The 20,608-nt window shown below is 65.9% G+C and carries 18 protein-coding genes; 15 read left to right on the forward strand and 3 right to left on the reverse strand.

The annotated features are described in order from the left end of the window. The first annotated feature begins 49 nt into the window (after positions 1 to 49). The 8 genes from AC5RWO_RS02460 to AC5RWO_RS02495 all read left to right on the forward strand — a co-directional run bounded on the left by AC5RWO_RS02460 (position 50) and on the right by AC5RWO_RS02495 (position 8,162). On the forward strand, positions 50 to 955 hold the full coding sequence (locus AC5RWO_RS02460; protein WP_498729115.1) for a dihydrodipicolinate synthase family protein: 906 nt from the start codon (positions 50 to 52) through the stop codon (positions 953 to 955). A gap of 96 nt (positions 956 to 1,051) precedes the next feature. Further along, a complete protein-coding gene (locus AC5RWO_RS02465) occupies positions 1,052 to 2,053 on the forward strand; it encodes a proline racemase family protein (protein ID WP_498729117.1) in 1,002 nt (333 codons plus the stop codon). Beyond that, positions 2,050 to 3,018, forward strand: coding sequence for an ornithine cyclodeaminase family protein (locus AC5RWO_RS02470; RefSeq protein WP_498729119.1), 969 nt, complete (start codon positions 2,050 to 2,052; stop codon positions 3,016 to 3,018). The genes AC5RWO_RS02465 and AC5RWO_RS02470 overlap by 4 nt, the downstream gene beginning before the upstream one ends. Then, the gene (locus AC5RWO_RS02475; RefSeq protein ID WP_498729121.1) at positions 3,009 to 3,746 is read left to right on the forward strand and encodes a GntR family transcriptional regulator; all 738 of its coding nucleotides are present in this window, start codon (positions 3,009 to 3,011) and stop codon (positions 3,744 to 3,746) included. Before AC5RWO_RS02470 ends, AC5RWO_RS02475 begins: the two co-directional genes overlap by 10 nt. Positions 3,747 to 3,749: 3 nt before the next feature. Continuing rightward, a complete protein-coding gene (locus AC5RWO_RS02480) occupies positions 3,750 to 4,931 on the forward strand; it encodes an NAD(P)/FAD-dependent oxidoreductase (protein ID WP_498729122.1) in 1,182 nt (393 codons plus the stop codon). Next, complete coding sequence (locus tag AC5RWO_RS02485; RefSeq protein ID WP_498729124.1) at positions 4,928 to 5,203, forward strand: (2Fe-2S)-binding protein; 276 nt, start codon at positions 4,928 to 4,930, stop codon at positions 5,201 to 5,203. The genes AC5RWO_RS02480 and AC5RWO_RS02485 overlap by 4 nt, the downstream gene beginning before the upstream one ends. Further along, entirely contained in the window at positions 5,200 to 6,681 is a 1,482-nt protein-coding gene (locus AC5RWO_RS02490) for an FAD-dependent oxidoreductase (RefSeq protein WP_498729126.1), read from the forward strand. The genes AC5RWO_RS02485 and AC5RWO_RS02490 overlap by 4 nt, the downstream gene beginning before the upstream one ends. 8 nt (positions 6,682 to 6,689) lie before the next feature. Further along, a complete protein-coding gene (locus tag AC5RWO_RS02495) occupies positions 6,690 to 8,162 on the forward strand; it encodes an aldehyde dehydrogenase (NADP(+)) (protein ID WP_498729128.1) in 1,473 nt (490 codons plus the stop codon). Positions 8,163 to 8,290: 128 nt separating this feature from the next. Here the strand turns inward: AC5RWO_RS02495 and AC5RWO_RS02500 are convergent, their stop codons facing one another. Continuing rightward, the gene (locus tag AC5RWO_RS02500; RefSeq protein ID WP_498729130.1) at positions 8,291 to 9,160 is read right to left on the reverse strand and encodes an alpha/beta fold hydrolase; all 870 of its coding nucleotides are present in this window, start codon (positions 9,158 to 9,160) and stop codon (positions 8,291 to 8,293) included. Positions 9,161 to 9,350: 190 nt separating this feature from the next. Further along, positions 9,351 to 10,988: a LuxR C-terminal-related transcriptional regulator gene (locus AC5RWO_RS02505; protein WP_498729132.1), complete on the reverse strand. Its 1,638-nt coding sequence runs from the start codon at positions 10,986 to 10,988 to the stop codon at positions 9,351 to 9,353. A gap of 87 nt (positions 10,989 to 11,075) precedes the next feature. Here AC5RWO_RS02505 and AC5RWO_RS02510 point away from each other — a divergent pair, with 87 nt between their 5' ends. The 7 genes from AC5RWO_RS02510 (at position 11,076) to AC5RWO_RS02540 (ending at position 19,288) form a co-directional block, all read left to right on the forward strand. Further along, a complete protein-coding gene (locus AC5RWO_RS02510) occupies positions 11,076 to 11,639 on the forward strand; it encodes a dihydrofolate reductase family protein (RefSeq protein WP_498729134.1) in 564 nt (187 codons plus the stop codon). A 114-nt stretch (positions 11,640 to 11,753) separates the two neighbouring features. Continuing rightward, positions 11,754 to 12,956, forward strand: a complete 1,203-nt coding sequence (locus tag AC5RWO_RS02515) for a glycosyltransferase (protein ID WP_498729135.1) — start codon at positions 11,754 to 11,756, stop codon at positions 12,954 to 12,956. Positions 12,957 to 13,197: 241 nt separating this feature from the next. Then, the gene (locus AC5RWO_RS02520) at positions 13,198 to 14,103 is read left to right on the forward strand and encodes an ABC transporter ATP-binding protein (RefSeq protein ID WP_498729136.1); all 906 of its coding nucleotides are present in this window, start codon (positions 13,198 to 13,200) and stop codon (positions 14,101 to 14,103) included. Continuing rightward, positions 14,103 to 15,731: an efflux permease Rv1217c-related protein gene (locus AC5RWO_RS02525; protein ID WP_498729137.1), complete on the forward strand. Its 1,629-nt coding sequence runs from the start codon at positions 14,103 to 14,105 to the stop codon at positions 15,729 to 15,731. The genes AC5RWO_RS02520 and AC5RWO_RS02525 overlap by 1 nt, the downstream gene beginning before the upstream one ends. A 786-nt stretch (positions 15,732 to 16,517) precedes the next feature. Further along, positions 16,518 to 17,885 (forward strand): TrkH family potassium uptake protein, encoded by a 1,368-nt coding sequence (locus AC5RWO_RS02530; RefSeq protein WP_498729322.1) that lies wholly within the window; start codon positions 16,518 to 16,520, stop codon positions 17,883 to 17,885. Then, a complete protein-coding gene (locus AC5RWO_RS02535) occupies positions 17,878 to 18,573 on the forward strand; it encodes a potassium channel family protein (RefSeq protein ID WP_498729138.1) in 696 nt (231 codons plus the stop codon). The genes AC5RWO_RS02530 and AC5RWO_RS02535 overlap by 8 nt, the downstream gene beginning before the upstream one ends. 133 nt (positions 18,574 to 18,706) lie before the next feature. Next, complete coding sequence (locus AC5RWO_RS02540) at positions 18,707 to 19,288, forward strand: dihydrofolate reductase family protein (protein WP_498729139.1); 582 nt, start codon at positions 18,707 to 18,709, stop codon at positions 19,286 to 19,288. A 2-nt stretch (positions 19,289 to 19,290) separates the two neighbouring features. Here the strand turns inward: AC5RWO_RS02540 and AC5RWO_RS02545 are convergent, their stop codons facing one another. Further along, complete coding sequence (locus tag AC5RWO_RS02545) at positions 19,291 to 20,568, reverse strand: M20 family metallo-hydrolase (protein WP_498729140.1); 1,278 nt, start codon at positions 20,566 to 20,568, stop codon at positions 19,291 to 19,293. Between the last annotated feature and the right edge of the window lie 40 nt (positions 20,569 to 20,608).

The following is a 20,608-nucleotide window of genomic DNA, read 5'->3' on the forward strand; positions in this document are numbered from 1 at the left end:
ACCTACTTACGTCACCACCACAACGCATTCCCCTTCGAAAGGAACCACCATGACTGAGACCAAGAAACCCTGGCACGGAGTTCTCGTCGCCTCTGCGCTGCAGTTCAAGGACGACCTGAGCGTTGACTACGATGCCTTCGCCGAGCACGTGAAGTTCCTGGCCGACAACGGCTGCGACGGCATCGCACCCAACGGTTCTCTGGGCGAGTACCAGACCCTCACTGCCGAGGAGCGGGCCCGCGTCATCACCACCGCGGTGGAAGCGGCACCGGAGGGCTTCGCCGTCATGGCCGGCGTCGGCGCGTACGGTGCCCTTGAGTCCCAGCGCTGGGCCGAGCAGGCAGCCGAGGCCGGCGCCCAGTCGCTCATGCTCCTTCCGCCGAACACCTACCGCGCCACCGAGGATGAGGTAGTCGACCATTACCGCCGTGTGGCGCAGGTAGGGCTGCCGATCGTCGCCTACAACAACCCCATCGACACCAAGGTGGACCTGACCCCGCGGCTGATCGCACGCCTCCATGGCGAGGGCTTCATTGTCGGCGTCAAGGAGTTCACCGGTGATCCGCGCCGCGCGTACGAAATCAAGGAGCTGGCACCGGAGATGGACCTGCTCATCGGTACCGACGATACGGTGCTGGAAATGGGGATTGCCGGAGCGGTCGGCTGGGTGGCCGGGTACCCGAACGCTATCCCGCAGTCCACGGTTGAGCTCTACAAGCTTTCCACCTCCGGCAACCTCGCGGATCTGGAGCGCGCCCGCGAGATCTACGTGGATCTGCACAAGCTCCTGCGCTGGGACACCAAGACCGAGTTCGTGCAGTCCATCAAGCTGTCCATGGACGTCGTCGGGCTCAAGGGCGGCGTCTGCCGTCCGCCGCGCGGCCCGCTGACCCCCACAGACCACGAGCAGGTCATCCAGGACACCAAGGACGTCCTGGCCAAGGGCTACAAGTAAACTCCACCGCGTAAGAGTCCTCCGGAGCATCCGCGTCTGCGTGTTCCGGAGGACCTAAGGCCAGCCACCCACCTCCGTCAGAAAGCGAACCCAAGCATGAGGACCAACCGCGTGTTCCACGCCGTCGACTCCCACACCGAGGGCATGCCCACCCGTGTGATCACCGGGGGGATCGGCACCATCCCCGGCGCTACGATGGCCGAACGCCGGCTGTGGTTTATGGAGAACTCGGACTGGATCCGGACCCTTCTGATGACCGAGCCGCGCGGGCACGCGTCCATGAGCGGGGCCATCCTGCAGCCGCCGACCCGTCCGGATGCGGACTACGGCGTCCTCTATATAGAGGTCTCCGGGTTGCTGCCGATGTGCGGACACGGAACCATCGGTGTGGCTACGGTCTTGGTGGAAACGGGCATGGTCGAGGTGGTCGAACCTGTCACCACCGTCCGGTTGGACACCCCCGCCGGCCTGGTGATTGCCGAAGTTGCGGTCAAGGACGGACAGGCCAAATCGGTGACCATCCGTAACGTTCCGTCCTTCGTGGACCGGCTGAACGCCAAGGTGGAAGTTCCCGGTTTCGGCATGGTCGGCTACGACCTGGCCTTCGGCGGGAACTTCTACGCCATCGTTGATCTGGACGAGCTCGGCCTGCCGTTCGAACGGGAACGCAGAGACGACCTGCTCAAGGCCGGTCTGGCGGTCATGGATGCGATCAACACGACGGCGGAGCCGGTCCATCCCGAACGGGAGGACATCCGCGGTTGCCACCATGTTTACCTCAAAGCACCCGGGTCCACTGCCGAACATTCCCGCCATGCCATGGCCATCCATCCAGGCTGGTTCGACCGATCCCCCTGCGGCACCGGCACCAGCGCCCGAATGGCACAACTCCATGCCCGCGGTGAACTGGACCTGCACACGGACTTCATCAATGAGTCCTACATCGGGTCCCGGTTCATTGGACGCTTGGTGGAGGAAACCACCGTGGGAGGACGCCCCGCCGTCGTCCCCACTGTGACCGGCCGCGCCTGGATCACCGGCACCGCCCAGTATTTCCTGGACCCCACCGACCCGTTCCCGGAAGGATTCCTGCTATGAGCCTGCCTTATTTCGACGCCGCAGCGGTCCGCGCCGCAGTTCCTTTCGAGCGGGCTGTGCGGGCCATCGAGGAGGGACTGCTGGACAGCGTGGACCCGGAGCAGGACAGCAAGCGGCTGTTCAGCCCGGCTCCCGACGGCGAATTCCTGATCATGCCCACCGAAGGCGGCGGACGCTTCAGCGGCGTCAAGGTGGCAACCATTGCGCCTTCGAATCCAGCCCGCGGGCTGGAGAAGATCCAGGGCGTCTACGTCCTGTTCGACTCAGCAACCCTGGCGCCGGTAGCCATGATGGACGGCGCCGAACTGACGGCCATCCGCACTCCCGCCACAACGCTGGCCGCGGTCAAGCACATTGCCGCAGCAGCACCCGCCGGCGAAGGCTTCGGCACCGCGCCGCAGGTAGTGGTCTTCGGCGCCGGTGTCCAGGCCCTGAACCACATCCGGGCGGCACGCGCCGTCTTCGCGGACGCAACCTTCGCGGTCGTCGGTAAACGCCCGCAGCGCGTCGCGGAGCTGATGGCAACGCTCGCGGCCGAAGGAATCAGTGTCTCGGACGCATCCGGCGACCCTGAAGCAGCAGTGGCCGGCGCCGACGTCGTACTTTGTGTCACCTCCTCACCCGAACCGCTTTTCGACGGCCGGCTGCCACGCGACGGGGCGATCATCGCCTCAGTGGGCCAGCACGGGCTGGATGCCCGGGAAATCGACTCCGCGCTGGTGCTCCGCAGCGACATCGTGGTGGAGGGCCGAGCGTCCTCGTGGCGCGAGAGCGGCGACCTTATCCCTGCCCGGAGCGTGGCGGAATGGCAGCGGATAGAACCGCCCAACCTGCGCGATCTTGTCCGCGGCAAACTGGTCCGGCGGCCCGGCACCTGCTGCCTCTACACAGGCGTGGGGATGGCTTGGGAGGACTTGGTTACGGCCGCAGTGGTGTATGAAGAAGGCAGTAAATCATGCCACTAGGCACCACCGCTGCCCTTGGAGGAACCGTCATGGACGCCACTGCCCGCTCCGCCCTTGCCCCGCTCTCCCGCACCCTGAACCTGCGCGAATCCGTCACGGAGAAACTGCGGACCGCCATCATCACCGGTGAGCTGGCGGAGGGCGAAGTTGTCTCCGCCCCTGTCTTGGGCGCTGCGCTGGGCGTGTCCGCCACACCGGTGCGGGAAGCCATGATGGATCTGGCCCGCGAGGGACTGGTTGAGACAGTCAAGAACAAGGGCTTCCGGGTTACCGCCGTCACCGACAAGGAGCTCGATGACATCACCGAAATCCGCCTGCTGATCGAGCCGCCAACCGTGGGACGTGTAGTCGGTTCGGTCCCGGAGCAGGGATTCAGCGAGCTGCAACGGCTGGCGGATGAATGCCTGGCGGCAGCGAAGGCGGAGGACCTCAACGGCTACCTGGCCAAGGACCGGGAGTTCCATGCACTGATCCTCGCCTACTCCGAGAACCGCCAGCTGGCCGAGCTGGCCACGTCGCTGCGCCGCCGCACGCGGATGTACGGGCTGCAGGCGCTGGTTCGGGAGAACAAGCTGGCTGACTCGGCCCGGGAGCACCATGAACTGCTGGAGTTGATGCGGGCCGGCGACGCCGAAGCGAGCCGTGTCCTGATGGACCGGCACATCGGCCATGCCCGTGGCCTCTGGGCCCGCGGCACCGATGAAGAACCACCACACAGAAGCGAGTAACGCATGAATCCAGCCAGCGACGTCCTTGTCGTCGGCGCCGGCGTTGTCGGCTCCGCAATCGCCTACTTCGCCACCCTTGAAGGCCTGTCCGTCACCGTACTGGAACGAGGCCTCCCCGCCAGCGGCACCTCCTCGGCCTGCGAAGGCAACATCCTGGTCTCGGACAAGGAACCCGGTCCGGAGCTCGAGCTGACTAAGTATTCCCTCCGAGTCTGGAAGCAGGACCTTGCCGAGCACGCGGACCTCTGGGAGTTCGAGGGCAAGGGCGGCATCATCGTCGCCTCCCGGGAATCCAGCCTGGCCTCGCTCAACCGGCTCACCGCCGCCCAGCGCAGCTACGGAGTCGACGCCCGGGAACTGAGCACGGATCAGTTGCGGGACCTTGAGCCGAACATCTCCCCCGGCGCCCTTGGTGCCGCCTACTATCCCGAGGACAGCCAGGTCCAGCCCATGCTCGCGGCCGCACAACTGCTGCGCATGGCGCGGGCTAACGGCGCCTGGTTCTTCCCGAATACCAAGGTCACCGGCTTCATGAACGACGGCGGAAAGGTCACCGGAGTGCGCACAAGCGCCGGAAACTTCGCGGCCGGCGCGGTGGCCAACGCCACCGGCACCTGGGCTGCCGATCTGGCCGCGCTTGCCGGTGCCAACGTCCCGGTCAAACCACGCCGCGGCTTTGTCATGGTCACCGAACCGCTGCCGCCGATGATCCACCACAAGGTCTACGCCGCCGAGTACGTCGACAACGTGGGCAGCTCGGACGCCGGCCTGCAGTCTTCACCGGTGGTGGAGGGAACCCCCGCCGGCAGCATCCTGATTGGCTCCAGCCGTGAACGCGTCGGATTCGATGGCACCGTCAGCGTACCTGCGCTGCGGGCCATGGCAGAGAACGCCACCGCGCTGTTCCCCTTCCTCAAGACGGTGAAAATCCTGCGCCACTACCACGGCTTCCGCCCGTACTGCCCGGATCATCTTCCGGTCATCGGCCACGACGAACGGGCGCCCGGGCTCTGGCACGCCTCCGGCCACGAAGGAGCCGGCATCGGGCTCTCCGTAGGCACGGGCAAACTGATGGCCCAGGCCCTGGCCGGCAAGGAACCCGACCTGTCCTTGGCCCCTTTCGCACCCCACCGCTTCGGCGGATTCCAGTCCGGCTCCACGACCATCCAGGAGGCCTGCGCATGAGCCACAAAATCAACGCAACCTTCAACGACCGCCCGCTCACCGCCGAGAACGGCACCACCGTCGGCGCCGCCCTGATGGCCAACGGCGTCACCTCATGGCGCACCACCCGCAAGGAGGGCAGGCCGCGTGGACTGTTCTGCGGCATCGGTGTCTGCTTCGACTGCCTGGTGGAGGTCGACGGCGAACCAAACCAGCGCGCCTGCATGGTACGGCTGACCGACGGCATGCGCATCAATGGAGCAGGGCCTGACATCACCAAGGAGGAAGCATGAGCGCCAGCGAAAGCTACGACGTCGCTATCATCGGCGCCGGTCCGGCCGGGCTGGCAGCAGCCGCTACCGCTGCCGAACACGGCGCGCGGGTGGTCTGCATTGACGCCAACGACCAGCCCGGCGGCCAGTTCTGGCGGCATCGCCCCGAGGACACGCATCCTCAGGACGACGGCGCCCTGCACCACGACTGGAAGACCTACCTCCAACTGCGTGCACGATTCGATGCAGCCGCGACGGCCGGCAGCCTGCGCTTCTACCCCGGCCGCCAGGTATGGATGGCCCAGCGCGAAGACAACGGATTCACGCTGCGCACCACCGCCAGCGTTCAAGCGGGCCGAGCAGCGCCCGGCCCGCAGACTGTCCGAGCCAACCGGCTGGTGGTCTGCGCCGGAGGCTACGACCGGCAACTGCCCGTACCCGGCTGGGACCTGCCCGGCGTCATGGCCGCCGGCGGCATCCAGGCGTTCATCAAGGCCAACGGGATGCTGCCCGGAAAGCGTTTCGTGGTCGCCGGAACCGGTCCATTCCTGTTGCCGGTCGCCGCGAACATCGCCGAAGCCGGCGGCACCGTGGCCGCTGTCTGCGAGTCCGCCGACCTCACAGGTTGGTTCCCGCACCTGGCCACAGCCGCCCGCATTCCGGCCAAAGCACTCGAGGGAGCCGAATACGCCAAGTCCTTCCTCAAGCACCGGATCCCGTACCGCACGCGAACCGTAGTCACGGAAGTCCTCGGACGCGACCGGGTGCAGGCCGTCCGCACCGCAAATGTCGATTCCCATGGCCGGACCATGCAAGATAGCGAGCGGCTGATCGAGGACGTGGACGCGGTGGGCTTCGGCTGGGGCTTCACGGCCCAGATGGAGCTGCCGGTTGCCCTCGGCGCCGAAACCCGGGTCGACGACGACGGCTCGCTGGTCGGCGTCGTAGATTCACAGCAACACTCCAGTGTGCCCGGACTCTACCTCGCCGGTGAAGTCTCCGGCGTCGGTGGCGCGGCGTTGGCCGTCGTCGAAGGCTTAATCGCCGGACGTGCCGCGGCGGCGTCAACGGCAGCGCAATCATCCGCTGCAGAAGCGTCGGCGGCAGATGCGCGGCTCGCCCGGAAAGCGGGGACGTACCGTGCCTTCGCTCGCGCCATGCACCTGGCCCATCCGGTTCCCGCCGGATGGCAGGACTGGCTGCGGCCCAACACCACCGTCTGCCGTTGCGAGGAAGTCACTGCCGGTGACATCGCCGCAGCCAAGGAACATCTGTGCGCTACCGACGCGCGGACCATGAAATCCATGACCCGCACCGGCATGGGTTGGTGCCAGGGCAAGGTTTGCGGCTTCGCCGTCTCCTGCCTCGCTGGCAAGGAAGGCGCGTCCGCGGAATCGCTGCGGTCCGTTGCCAAACGCCCCGTCAGCGTGCCTGTCACCTTGTCAGAACTGCTCACGCTTGAGGACGAGCAAGTCCTCGAAACCACCACCGACCACTAGGAGAATCGATGACCGCCACCACGGCAACCGTCCCCGAAACCACCACCGCCGATCAGCTTGAGTCCATCCTGGCCGCCGCCCATACTGCCTCCCGTACCTGGGGAGCGTGGCTTCCGGCCGAACGAGCCACCGCACTGGAGTCCGTAGCCGACGCATTGGACGCCGCCGCCGGGGTGCTGGTTCCCACGGCCGTGGCCGAAACGAACCTGCCCGAAGGCCGCCTCACCGGAGAACTGAAGCGCACCACTTTCCAGCTCCGCCTTTTCGCCGAAGTTCTGCGCGACGGCGGCTACCTCGACGCGCGGATCGACCACGCGGATCCGGACTGGCCGATGGGCGCTCCGCGTCCTGACCTGCGTCGTGTCCTTGAGCCGGTTGGCCCGGTGCTGGTCTTCGCTGCCAGCAACTTCCCCTTCGCCTTCTCTGTGGCTGGCGGCGACACCGCTTCCGCCCTGGCTGCGGGCAATGCCGTCGTGCTGAAAGCACACTCTGGCCATTTGAAGCTGTCCCGGCAGACCGGGGACATTGTCGCTGCAGCGCTCACCGCGGCAGGGGCGCCGGAGGGCATCTTCGCCGTTGTCTTCGGCACGGACGCCGGTCGAGAGGCGCTGAAGGACCCCCGCGTAAAGGCTGCGGGATTCACCGGCTCCATCCCCGGCGGCCGTGCCCTGTTCGACATCGCCAATGCCCGGCCGGAGCCCATCCCGTTCTACGGCGAGCTCGGCAGCAACAACCCCGTCTTCGTTACCGAAGCGGCCGCCACGGCCAACGGTACGGACATCGTCAACGGTTTCATCGCCTCCTTCACTGCGGGCGCGGGACAGTTCTGCACCAAACCGGGCACCATCCTGGTCCCCGCAGGATCCGGCCTCACCGAAGCCCTGCGCCAGAGCGTTCTGCCGGCGGCGGCCAAGCTGCTTAATGCCCGCATCCAGTCCGGCTACCAGGAAGTCCTCGGCCGGCTCGGCTCCGACAGCCGGCTGTCCGTCCTGGTCCAAGGGCCGGACCCGTTGGCCGATCCGCCCAGCCCCACCCTGCTGCACACTACTGCCCATGCAATGCTCGCCGCTCCCCACGAACTGCAGCAGGAATGCTTCGGCCCCACCGCCGTGGTCGTGGAGTACGACGACGAGACGCAGCTTGAGCAGCTGGCGGAAACCTTCGAGGGCCAATTGACCGCAACGGTCTTCGGTACCGAGAACGACCGGGTTGCCGGCCTCATCGGTGTGCTCGCGCGCAAGGCGGGCCGGGTGCTCTGGAACCAGTGGCCCACCGGCGTCTCCGTCACCTACGCCCAACAGCATGGCGGGCCTTACCCGGCTACTACCGCTTCCGGCTCCACTTCAGTCGGCACGGCTGCCATCGGCCGCTTCCTCCGCCCGGTCGCGTACCAAGGCATGCCCCAGCACCTGCTGCCGGAGGCCCTGCAGGAAAAGAATCCGTTGGGCATCCCGCGCCTCGTGAACGGCAAACGGGCCTAGTTTCACGTTGACATACAGCGACGCCGGCGCTCCCCACTTTGGTGAGCGCCGGCGTCGTACTTTGCTTGCCGGGATCAACCGGCAAAGGCTTCTTCATAGAGCGCGACCTGGCTGGGCTTCCACATCCGTCAGGCGGGTTCCAACGCCGCCCGCAGGGCGTTGATGAAGGCTTCAGGCTGTTCGAAGGCGGGATCGTCTCGGCAATCATCGATCACGTGCAGCGTCCACCCGTAACGGGCGGCGGCCTCTTCAGCGGTCTTGAGCCGCACCTGCAGTCCGTAGCGCCCGTGGATCAGCGTTGTCGGCACGTCGATCCGCGCCAAGTCCGCAGCCGGGATTGGCCGCATACCCAAGCCAGTAATCTGCTGGCGCACGGTCGACTGCACGGTTGGGGTGCGGAACCGGTCGAGGGCGTAGTCCATCAGCGTATCCCAGCTCTCACCGGTCCGTTGCCGGACCTGCTCCCGGTCCAGGAAACATTGGTCAAAGAGCCGGTCCCGGCTCTTTGCGGTGGGCCGGGCCATAAAGCCCATCATGGGGATGGAAAAGCGCGGCGGAGGCCGGTACCAGGCCAGGCCCATAGTATCCACGAGCACCAGGTGGGCGAGGCGGTGGCCGTGGTCAGCCGCGTACCGGGCAGCGATGGCACCGCCCAGCAGGTGTCCGGCCAATACCGGCGGAGAGTCGCACGTCGCGTCAATGAGTTGATCGAGCCATTTCAGTACGTTCTGCGCATCCAGCAGTGCGCCGGTATGTGTTTCGGAAGCGCCCTGCCCGGGCAGATCAGGTATGACCAGATGATGCGTCTTCATCAGTTCGGGTACCACCCGGAGCCAGATAGCGGCAAACTCTCCCTGGCCGTGCAGCAGCACGATCGGCGGGCCGTCACCGCCCTCCAGCACGGCGGTGGATACGCCGTTGAGCTCGCGGATCTTTTCTGTCAGTGGAATCGCGGCGAGCATTCGCTCCCGTATCCCGTTCCCTGCATTCCTGTTCATCGTCCTCACCTTCTTCAAACCGTTCCTTACGCTTGAGCATCCCACCGGGCAGCTCGGTGGCGCATCGGGAAAACGGACCACCGGGCCCGACGAAGGGCAATGGGCAATTTTGTGTAGGGCGCTGGGTTTTGTGTAGGGAGCTAGGTGCGAGACGCTGCAGCTCGGCAGGAAGTTGGCGTGCCGGCCCGGGTTAGGTGAGGTCGTTATCGTAGGCGAAGGCAGCGGCGGCCGTGCGTGACGACAGACCGAGTTTGGTCAGGATATTGCTGATGTGGCGCGAGACAGTCTTTTCGCTGATGACCAACGTATTCGCGATCTCACGATTGGTGGCGCCGGTGGCGACGAGCCGGAGTACCTCGATTTCCCGGGCACTCAGTCCTCCGGCTGCCTGCGCCGTCGAACGTCTCGAGACTTCCGCGATCTCCCTCTGATCCGGTGCCGCCCCCAGCTTCTCAAAGACGTGGGCCGCCGCGTCGAGTTCCATTTCTGCAGTGTCATGATCCCCCAGTGCATGGTAAGCGCGGGCCATGATGACGCGGAGCCGTGCCCCTTCGTAGGGAGCTTCCACCTCCTGCCACGCCAACCACGCCGCGCGCAGCGTGGGGCAGGCGGATGTGTAGTCGCCTTCGCTGACGAGCACCATGCCACGAACCGATCCGGCCATGGCCTGCAGGTACGGGGAGTCGAACCGATCGGCAATCTCCTGCAGATCCTCTGCGGCCAGCCTGGCCCCCTTGGTGTCGCCCGCTGCGAGCGCGATCTGGACGTACGCTGCGAGGATTTTCGCCCGCTCGACCGGACGCTCGGCCGCATCTGATGCCACCCGGCGGATCGCCGCATCTGCGTCTTGTACGTGGCCCTGGGCCAGCCGCAGCAGGGCCAGACCCGGATGCAGATTATGCCCATACGCAGCGGCCTCGCGATAAGCCAGCTCGGCGTCGGCGTACTTGCCCCGCAGTCGGAGGATCTCCGCCTGTTGGTATTGGGCCATCCCCATGACCGGGTTCTCCGGCTGCGCAGAAAGATGCTCACAGGCGCGACGTATCTCAACCACCGCGTCGTCCCATTGGCCGTGCAACTGCATGATCTCCGAGCGGTGCACAAGGCACTGGCCCCGGTAGGGCCGAAGGCCTTGCTGCTTGGAGCACCATTCACTCAGAGCCGCCGTCCACTCCTGGGCACGGCCCAAGTCGAAGGTGTTCCGGCACGCCAGTATGACGGCGCAGTAGACGATCCCGGCTGCGATCGGAGAAACCTCCCCTGTGGTCACACAGAGCATTGCCTCATCCAACATGGCAACGCCTCGTGCCGCCTCCCCCATCGCGACCAGCGCCTGGCCAAGGCCGAGCCGGCTGAGGGCGGTGAGATCGCCGTCGTCGAACTCATTGGCAATGGCCACCAGCTTGTCGAAGATCTCGTAGGCGCTTTTTGGGTCTGCCTCCAAGGCCTGCAGGCCCGCGGGAATCATCAAGTACCCCTGCTCGACCGAGCCGGGCAGCCTTTCGTCCACCAGCCGCTGAGCCCGGCCAAGCCATCCTCCGCCACGGGCATGCTGGCCGCGAAGCAGCAACGTGATCCCAAGCCAGAACGCGCACCTTACGGATCTTTCGATCCCGCCCTGATCGAGGTACGCCTGGTAGGCACGCTCCAGATCCGCGACGGCGGCCTCATCCCGGCCGGTGAGGTAGGCGGCTACCCCGAGGCGTTCAAGATCGGCAGCCTCAAGCGAGCATGCACCGTCCGCGTCCGATAAGAATTGGTACGCGTCGTCCCAGGCATGCCCCGTACAAGCTGCGCGGCCCCGCTCGATCGATTCTGTGATGGCCATAATTGCCTCTCATCGAGGGCTCCATTTTACGTCCGGGGTGAGTACGCTGTGGAGGGACAGCCAGCACCGCTGAGCCAGGAGGACATCGTGCGGCGGATTATCAACTCGACCTATATTTCGCTCGACGGTGTCATCAAGAATCCTCAGACCTGGCCAACCCTCGAAGGGCACGACGACGCCGGCGCGGATCTTCAGCTTGAGCTGCTGCAACAGTGCGACGCCGTCCTGCTGGGCAAAGAGACCTTCGAGAGCTTCGCCTCGGTGTGGGAGGGTCAATCGGGAGATCCCTATACCGACCAGATCAACCGCATGACTAAATACGTTGTCTCATCGACGCTGGCCGAGCCGAGCTGGGAGAACAGCATCGTCATCACCGGTGATCCCGCCGCCGAGGTAGGGCGCATCAAGGAACAGCCCGGCAAGGACATCGTGACCTATGGCTTCGGCCGGCTGGGGCGAGCGCTGATGGAACACGGCTTGCTGGACGAGATCCGGCTGTGGGTGCACCCGTTCTTCATCGGCGGGACCGATACGGACAGCCTGTTGTTCGGGCATAGTCCCGTCGCGCGGCTGGACCTGGTGAACACTCAAGCCCTCAAGAACGGCATCATCGTCCTGTCCTACACCGTGCGTCATCGGCCTGGCAACTAACCGCATGCAGACCTGATAACAGCGCTCCCGCCACCAGCAGACATCGCAGCGCGTTCAGCCTAGGCTGGCAACAGCATGATCTTGGATAGGCCATCTGCGTGTGAGGGGGTTGATGTGAAGATACTGCTGCTCACAGCTGGGACGCGCGGCGATGTGGAACCCTTCGCTGTTCTGGCGCGCCGGGCGGCGGACTCCGGACACGCTGTGCGGCTCGGGGTACCGGATAATTCCGGCGCGCACCTCGCCGGCCTGAATATCGCCAGCCTGGGCGTCGATTTCCGTCCTCTTATCGAATCCCAGGGGGTTTCTCCGCTCCTGGCCATCAGCGCGTTCCGCTCGTATATCCGGCCCGCCATGCGCCGGATGCTGGCGAACGCTTTACGCCTGATCGTCGATGAACGCCCCGATGTGATTGTGGCCCACCCAAAGGTCCTCACAGCCCCACTCGGCTCGGCTCACCTAGGAATTCCGTTCTATTGGGTCGAAACCGTCCCTTCCTGGACGCCCACCAGCGAATTCCCTGCCCCCGGCATCCCGATGTCCGGATCAGGCCCAATCAACCGGCTCACCTACCGGATCGCCGGAGCCGCCGGCGCCATGTTCCGCCGGGAAACAGAAGCGGCTACGCGCGCCGCCGGGATCAAACCGGCCACTCCGGCCGTCCCTCCCGGCTCCTTCGTTCCGGCCAGCCCGCAGATCCTCGGCCGTCCCCGTGATTGGCCGCCCACAACTTACCTCACCGGCGCCTGGGCCGTCGCCGGGAATATGAAACCGGCTCCGACCGAAATCGGCGAATTCGCAGACAAGGGGCCTTTCCTATATGCGGGGTTCGGATCCATGGCCGCCGGCGATCCCGAGATGCTCGCCAAGGCGATCATCGACAGCGCCAGGGACACCGGCCACCGGGTGCTCCTGGCGACCGGATGGGGAGGACTCCGCGTCCCTGCCGACCGGGAGGGGGACGATGTCCTGCAGGTCGACACCGTCGACCATCCGGCGGTGCTGCCTTTGGCCTTAATGGCCATCCATCATGGCGGGGCCGGGACAACACACGCGGCCGCCGCTGCCGGCATCCCCTCGATCGTCGTCCCCTTTGTCGCCGACCAGCCGTTCTGGGCCAGGCAGCTCGCCGCCCGAGGCCTGGCCCCCGCGCCCATTCCCTACAAGAAGCTGACCCGTGAACGGCTGACGCCAGCGATCGCGGAGGCTCTGGAACTGCGGGCCAACTCGGCAAAGATTGGTGCCCTCGTCCGTGAAGAGGACGGCCCGGGCGCCGCCCTCAAGATCATCGAAACAACCCACCATCAGCGGACCTGACGGCGGCTCCCTCCTTCGCCGCTTCTTGTGAATAGCATTGAAGCAGTCCCGCCTCGAGACCGGGCGAAGGCCAGGCAAGCGGCTGTTCCCAGTCGCAGCTGGCCGGGCTCTTCCATCGCAGATGCGCCGCTTGTAGGCTGGGCAGCGGAGAGCCGGGAAGCCTGGTCGGCATGCGGGTATTTGCCTGCAAAACGCTGGCTCACTCGTGGCCGCGTTTGCACTGCGCGGAAGGGGACTGGTCATGGGTACCGGGTCAATTGTTGAAACTGTCGCTCTCGTGAAGGATTTCGGTCGTGTCCGGGCCTTGGACGGCCTTCGACTTTCGGTTGCCGAAGGCGAAGTCCATGGGTTCCTGGGTCCCAACGGGGCAGGGAAATCCACTACGCTGCGGGTGCTGCTAGGCCATATCCGTGCCACCTCGGGAACAGTTCGGGTCTTTGGCCTGGATCCCTGGGCACATGCCGTGCGCACCCATCGGGACATCGCCTATGTTCCGGGGGATGTGAATCTCTGGCCGAATCTCAGCGGCGGCGAAGTGATCGATCTGCTGACCGGGCTGCGCGGAGGCGCAGACGAGTATCTGCGCCGGCAGCTCATTGACGAGTTTGAGTTCGACCCCCGCCGCAAGGCCCGGACCTATTCGAGGGGCAACAGGCAGAAGGCCGCGCTCATTGCCGCGTTCGCAAGACCGGCCCGCCTCTATGTGCTGGACGAGCCGAGCGGGGGCCTGGATCCGGTCATGGACACGGTCTTCCGCCGGCAGATCCGGCGTGTCCGCGCTGAAGGAGCAACAGTCCTGCTCTCAAGCCATATTCTGGGCGAGGTCGAGCAGTTGTGCGATAGGGTCACGATCATCCGTAAAGGAACGGTCGTGGAAACAGGTTCGCTGGCGGACCTGCGCCATCTCCGACGCACGCATGTGCGTGCCACCGGTGTGAGGGAACCCGGAGCCGTCACCTCGCGTTCGGAACTGCACGATCTGCGGGTCGAAGGTACAACGGTTGAATTCGATGCCGAAGCAGCAGATCTTGACGGTGTCCTGGCCAGTCTTGCCGAGGCAGGGGTCGGAGGTCTTGAAGTTGCGCCGCCATCACTGGAATCACTGTTCCTGCGCCACTACAGCCGTCTGGATGGACAGGCCCGCTGATGGGCGCGATACTGCGCCTGGCCGTGGCCCAGGCCAGACGGGACCGCTGGCAGCTGTGTATCTGGGTCCTGGGCATCTCCGTGCTGGGACTCGCTGCGGCCGCCGCGGTGGGCAGCGAATTCGGCAGCGAGGCCGAGCGCGCGGGCATCATCGCCGTGGCGGCCGCCAATCCGGCCTTCCTGTTTCTGCGCGGGCTGCCCGATGGGACCGGAATCGGGGCGGTCGTATTTTTCCAGGGCTATGCTTTCATGGCAGTGCTTGCCGGATTGATGAGCACCTTCTTGGTCATCCGGCACACCCGAAGCGAGGAGGAACTCGGGCGGGCAGAACTGCTGGGCTCCTCCCCCATCGCCAGAAGCGCTCCGCTGGCCGCGACCCTGCTGCTCGGTGCCGCTGCCAACGTCCTGTTATCGGTGTTCGCTGCCGTGGGTTTCGCCGCTGGCGGGCTTCCCGCCGCGGGTTCAGCCGTCGCCGGGCTTGCGGTCGGCGCCGCAGGCTTCTTCTTCATTGCCGCCGCGGCGGTGCTCGCACAGTTCTTGCCATCCGGCCGCGGGGCCAACGGTGCCGCGGCCGCCCTCGTCGGTCTGGCGTACCTCCTCAGGGGGATCGGCGACGCGCTCGGAACGGCAGAGTCCGGCCTCATGAGGGTCACCAGCGCCTGGCCGTCCCTGCTCTCACCGATCGGGTGGGGACAACGTTCGCGCCCGTTCACTGTTGCGGACCCGCTACCGCTGCTGGTCCCTGCCGTCGCGGCTGCCGTCCTGGCAGTACTGGCTCTCCGGATTCGGCATCGGCGGGATCTCGGGTCCAGCCTCCTGCCCGACAGGGCAGGGCGGGCACGCAGCAGCGAGTCGGGCCGATCGATGGTTGGCCTGGCATGGCGGCTGCAACGCGCGACTCTGGCCGGCTGGGCCTTGGGCGGGGCAGCTTTGGGAACCGTTGCCGGCGCGCTCGGACCCGTAGTATCCGACACCGTGGCCGGCAATCCTTCACTGGCTGAGCTCATCGCCCGGCTGGTACCGGGAAGCCGGGCGGACGTGGTCGATGTCTTCGCGGCCGCGCTGCTGGGTATGGCAGGTGTCCTTGGCGCTGCAGCCGGCGTGCAGGCCATGCTGCGGATGCGTGCGGAGGAAGCCGAGGCACGGGCAGAACTGCTGCTCGCGGCACCGAAGTCACGCGACCGCTGGCTGGCTGCGAATCTGGCCGTCGCCGCCTTTTCGGCCACGGCCGTATCCGCCGCGGCGGGCATAGCAGCGTCAGTCTCGCTGGAAGCCACGGGAACCACCACCGGCAACGGGGGAACCATCATTCTGGCTGCCCTGGCCCATGTGCCCGCGGCACTCGTATTCACCGCGGCAACCGCCCTGATCTTCGCCGTTGTGCCACGGCTGACCGTTCCCCTGGGCTGGGGACTGCTAGCGGCCGGCCTGGTCGTCGGCCAGTTCGGGGAACTGCTCCGACTGCCCGCGTGGCTGCAGAATCTCAGTCCCTTCCGGCACTCCCCGGCGCTGCCTGTCGACGACCTGGACATCACCGCCATCACCGGAGCGCTCCTCCTTACCGGAGCCGCGGCAGTCCTGGCTGCCGTAGCCACCCGCCTGCTCAACAGACGCGACCTCACAAACTAAACAAAGAGGACCAATGCCAGTGGTTACCCTGGCTGTTGGGCGGCAAGCGACAGGTCTATACACGACGCCGCCCGCGACATGGTGGAAGCGGGCGGTATTCAGGAGCACGCTCCGGCCCGCCACGTAGCCGGCCCGCGAGACCGCGTGCAGCGTGTAGCGCCTGGACCTTGTGAACACTCAAGCCCTCAAGAACGGCATCATCGCCCTCTCCTACACGGTGCGGCATAACTGAGTAGCCGACTGTGCTCAGAACCTGGCGACTACGCAGAATGTGCCGCAGCGAGCGCCCGGTGAGGACGCGGGCGTCACCGAGGACGTGGGTGGTCATCGCCGTTTCCTTCCTGCCGGGAGCGTGCCGTTGGCTCGGTCATCGTCGGCGGGCGGTCCCGCAAGTGGGCAGAATCAGCACGCCCGAGCGGACCAGCAAAACAATCGGTAAGACTCGCCCGCCGCGGTCAACGGGCATCCTTCCGATGCACACGCCGCTTCTTGATGATTTCTTAACGCCTCCATCTGCTGTTTTACGCTGTTTTGCCCCCTCCATCGGAGTAGTGTGATCAATCGCTTCAGAAACCGCATCAGAAAGAAGACCTGCCTTGGGTGGTTCAGCCCAGTACCTTTTTCCGGAAGGCGTGCCCCTGGCGTCCGTGATTCAGCGCCAGAACGAACCCGAACCACAGTGCCGGCGCGGGATCCACGTTGGTTGAGTCGCGCAACAGACCCTCAGCCACCAAGACCACGACGGCTGGCCGGGTCGGCAGAACCTTTGGGCGCGCCCTCGACCGGTTGAAGCCCAGGGCGCACACCGGTGCAGCCCTCCTGCAACAGGTACGTCCACGGCATCCGGCACAGGTCATAGCCCTCGGCTTTGTCGGCGCGATCCTGACCGGGACAGCGGTGCTGATGCTGCCGATGTCCAGGCAGGGCCCAGGCGGTGCCACGTTCCTGGAAGCGCTGTTCACGGCGACCTCCGCGGTCTGCGTGACGGGGCTGATCGTCGTGGACACGCCGGTCTATTGGACGACGTTCGGGCAGGTCGTGATCATGGTGCTGATCCAGCTGGGCGGTTTCGGTGTGATGTCATTCGGTGCGCTGCTGGGCGTGCTGATGGCCGGGCGGCTGGGACTGCGTGCGCGGATTTCGGCGGCGGCGGAGACCAAGAGCACCGGCTTCGGCGATGTGAGGCGCGTGCTGCTCGGTGTCCTGAAGTTCAGCCTGATCACCGAAACCGTGCTGGCCCTGGTGCTCACTGCCCGCTTCATCGCCGGCTACGGTTACTCGCCAGGCGAAGCCCTCTGGCACGGCGTGTTCCACTCGGTGTCTTCGTTCAACAACGCAGGTTTCGCGCTGTATTCGGACAGCTTGATGGGGTTTGTCGCGGATCCGTGGATCTGTCTGCCGATCGCCGCAGCTGTGATCGTCGGCGGGCTCGGCTTCCCGGTGCTGTTCGAGCTGGCGCGGCACTACCGGCGCCCGATCCACTGGTCCATGAACACAAAGCTGGTGCTGATGGGCTCGGCGACCCTGCTGGCCGGAGGGACGGTCTTCCTCACCGCAGTGGAGTGGACGAACCGGGCGACGCTCGGTGCACTGGATCCGGGCGCGCGGGTTCTGGCCGGGTTTTTCCAGTCCGTCATCACCCGCACGGCAGGGTTCAACAGCATCGACATCGGCCAGATGAACCCGGTGTCCTGGCTCGGCATGGACATCATGATGTTCATCGGCGGCGGACCGGCGGGCACCGCGGGCGGCCTAAAGATCACTACCTTCGCCGTGCTCTACTTCATCCTCTACACCGAGATCCGAGGCGAAGCCGCTGTAAACATCTTCGGCAAGCGGCTCTCCCGTTCCGTGCACCGCCAGGCCATGACCGTTGTGCTGCTGGCCATCGCCCTGGTCGTCGCAGCCACCATGGCCCTGATGTTCCTCTCCGACGCGGGCATGGAGAAACTGCTGTTCGAAGCCGTCTCCGCCTTCGCCACCGTGGGCCTATCCACCGGCATCACCGCCTCGCTGCCGCCGGCCGGACAGGTCATCCTTATCATCCTGATGTTCGTCGGCCGCCTGGGCCCGGTCACGCTGGCCTCCGCGTTAGCGCTGCGCTCACGGCCGATCCTGTACGAATTCCCGAAAGAAAGGCCACTCATTGGCTAGGATCCCCTTCCCCACACGATCCTTCGACCGGATCGCCGAGGCGGACTCCGTCGTCGTTATCGGCCTGGGCCGCTTCGGCGGCGCACTGGCATTGGAGCTTGAGTCCCTGGGCACCCAGGTCCTGGGCATCGACGACAGTGAAGAGACGGTCCAGTCCTTCAACGGGCTGCTCACCCATGTCGTCCGCGCCGACGCCACCAAGGACGAAGTGCTGCGGCAGCTCTCCGTGCACGAGTTCGACCGCGCCGTGGTGGGCATCGGCACGGATGTGGAGGCCAGCATCCTCACCACATCCCGGCTCCTGAAATTCGCCAAACCCGGAATCTGGGCCAAAGCCATCAGCGAACCGCACGCGGAGATCCTCGAACAACTCGGGGTGCACCATGTGATTCGGCCCGAGCACGACATGGGTCGCCGGGTCGCGCACCTGGTCCGCGGAGCGATGCTGGACTATGTCGAGTTCGAAGACAATTTCGTCATGATCCGCACCACCCCGCCGGCTGTGGCACAGGACCGCCCACTGGAGGTACTGCAGCTACGCTCAAAATACGACATCACCGTGGTCGCTGTTAAACGCAAGGGCGGCCAATGGGAACACACCACCCCGCAGACCGTACTTTACGACGACGACCAAGTCATCGTTCAGGGAGCAAAGGACAAAGCCGAAGCATTCAGCGCCCTCGTCTGATTAGCAGCGATTCAGCCGAGGTGGATCATGACCTTGGACGAGCCGGTAGATCTGTCGGCCGCGAGCTCGAAGCCGCGTGCTGAGGAGTAGGCGGAGGAGTAATATGGGGCACCCCAAAGCAGAGGAGAGCCCCGTGGGCAAGGTGGTCATGTACGGCTCGGTGTCGGTGGACGGCTTCATCGCGGACGAGAACGACCAGCCCGGACCCCTCTTCGACTGGTTGACCAGCGGTGACGTGCCGCTGGACGAGAGCGGCGTGTTGAAGGTGTCCCAGACGTCCTACGACTACACCCGGCCGTACTGGGACCAGATCGGGGCGACGATCGCCGGCCGCCACGTCTTCGACCTGACGGACGGCTGGGACGGGAAGCCTCCGAGCGGGGTCGACCACGTGGTCGTCGTGACGCACCGGCCGAAGCCCGAGGGCTGGGACCCCGATGCGCCGTTTCACTTCGTCGACGGCGTCGAGGCGGCCGTGGCCAAGGCGCAGGAGCTCGCGGGTGACCGCATCGTCGAGATCGCCGCTGGCGACGTCGGTGGCCAGGTGCTGGCCGCGGGCCTGGTCGACGAGGTGCGCATGGACGTCGTACCCGTCGTGTTCGGGTCCGGCAAGCGCTACTTCGGGTCGGTCCACGGACAGCACCTGTTGGAGGATCCCGACGTAGTGATTCAGGGCAACCGGGTGCTTCACCTGCGCTATCGGGTGCGCCGCTGAACCTACCCGCGGTCCAGCTCCCCTTCGGCCAGGCGCTGCACCACGGCGGTGAGCATGTGCAGGCCGGCGACGATGTCCTCGTCCCGGGTGTACTCGTGTTCGTTGTGCGAGATGCCCTCCACCGACGGGACGAACAGCATGACCGTGGGAACGATATCCTTCATGTTGGTCGAGTCGTGCCCGGCCAGGGTCTTGACCCGTCCGTACGCCAGTCCCAAGTCCACGGCAATCTTCTCCGACAGCTCCACGCCCTCGGGCTGGTACGGGGTGACCGGCCAGCAGTGCGAAGAGTGCTTCTCCACGGACACGTTGGCCAGCCGCTCGATCTCGGCCATCCGGTCATGCAGCAGCTGGTCCGCCTGCGCCAGCACTTCCTCGTCCGCCGAGCGCAGGTCCAGCAGCAGCGTGACCTTCGAGGGCACGACGACGGGCGAGTTGGGGTAGACGTCCAGCTGGCCTACCGAGGTGTGGAGGACACCGGGGAACCGGTCCGCGATTTCGCGTGCGGCAACCACCAGCATCGAGGCACCGAGCAACGCGTCCCGGCGGTCGGCGATCACAGTGGAACCGGTGTGCGCCTGCTCGCCGTGCACCACCAGCTGGTACTTGTTGGCGGCCCAGTTCGAATCGACCACGCCGATGGTGATGCCCTCGCGCTCCATGCTGCGGCCCTGCTCGATATGGATTTCCGCGCAGTAGGCGGCTTCCGGCCCGTCGCCGGCGCCCAAGCAGCCGATGGACTCCAGCGCCTCCCCCACCGTGACGCCGGCGGGGTCCGTCGTCGTCAGCGCATCCTCGAGCGCGAGCTTTCCGGTGTAGACGGAGCTGCCCATCATCGAGGGCTTGAAGCGCGCCCCTTCCTCGTTGAACCAATTGACGACGGCGAGGTTGTACTTCGGCTTCGACATCCCGTTTTCGCTGTGGGCGGCGACCCGGATGGCAGCGTGCGCCGCGGCGAGGACACCGTACGCGCCGTCGTACCGGCCCGCCGTCGGCTGCGAGTCCAGATGCGAACCGACCAGGACGTACGGCGCGCCGGGGACCAGTTCGAGCAGGCCGAAATGGTTGCCGATCCGGTCGAACTCCACGCGGAACCCGTGCTGTTCGAGCAGCCGGGTCAGCCAGGCGCGCTGTTCGCCGTCGGCCGCACTGCCGGCCAGCCGGTGCACGCCGCCGTTCGCGGTGGCGCCGAACGTGCACAGGGTAGCGAAGTCTTCAATGAACTTCGCGTCGCCGCCGGTGAAGGCTGCCGGGTTGGGTTCAACGATCGTGGCACTCATGGTTTCTCCTCGGGAAAGCTGTTCGGGCGAAAGTTGCGCG

Source organism: Arthrobacter sp. B055-34, assembly GCF_059090425.1.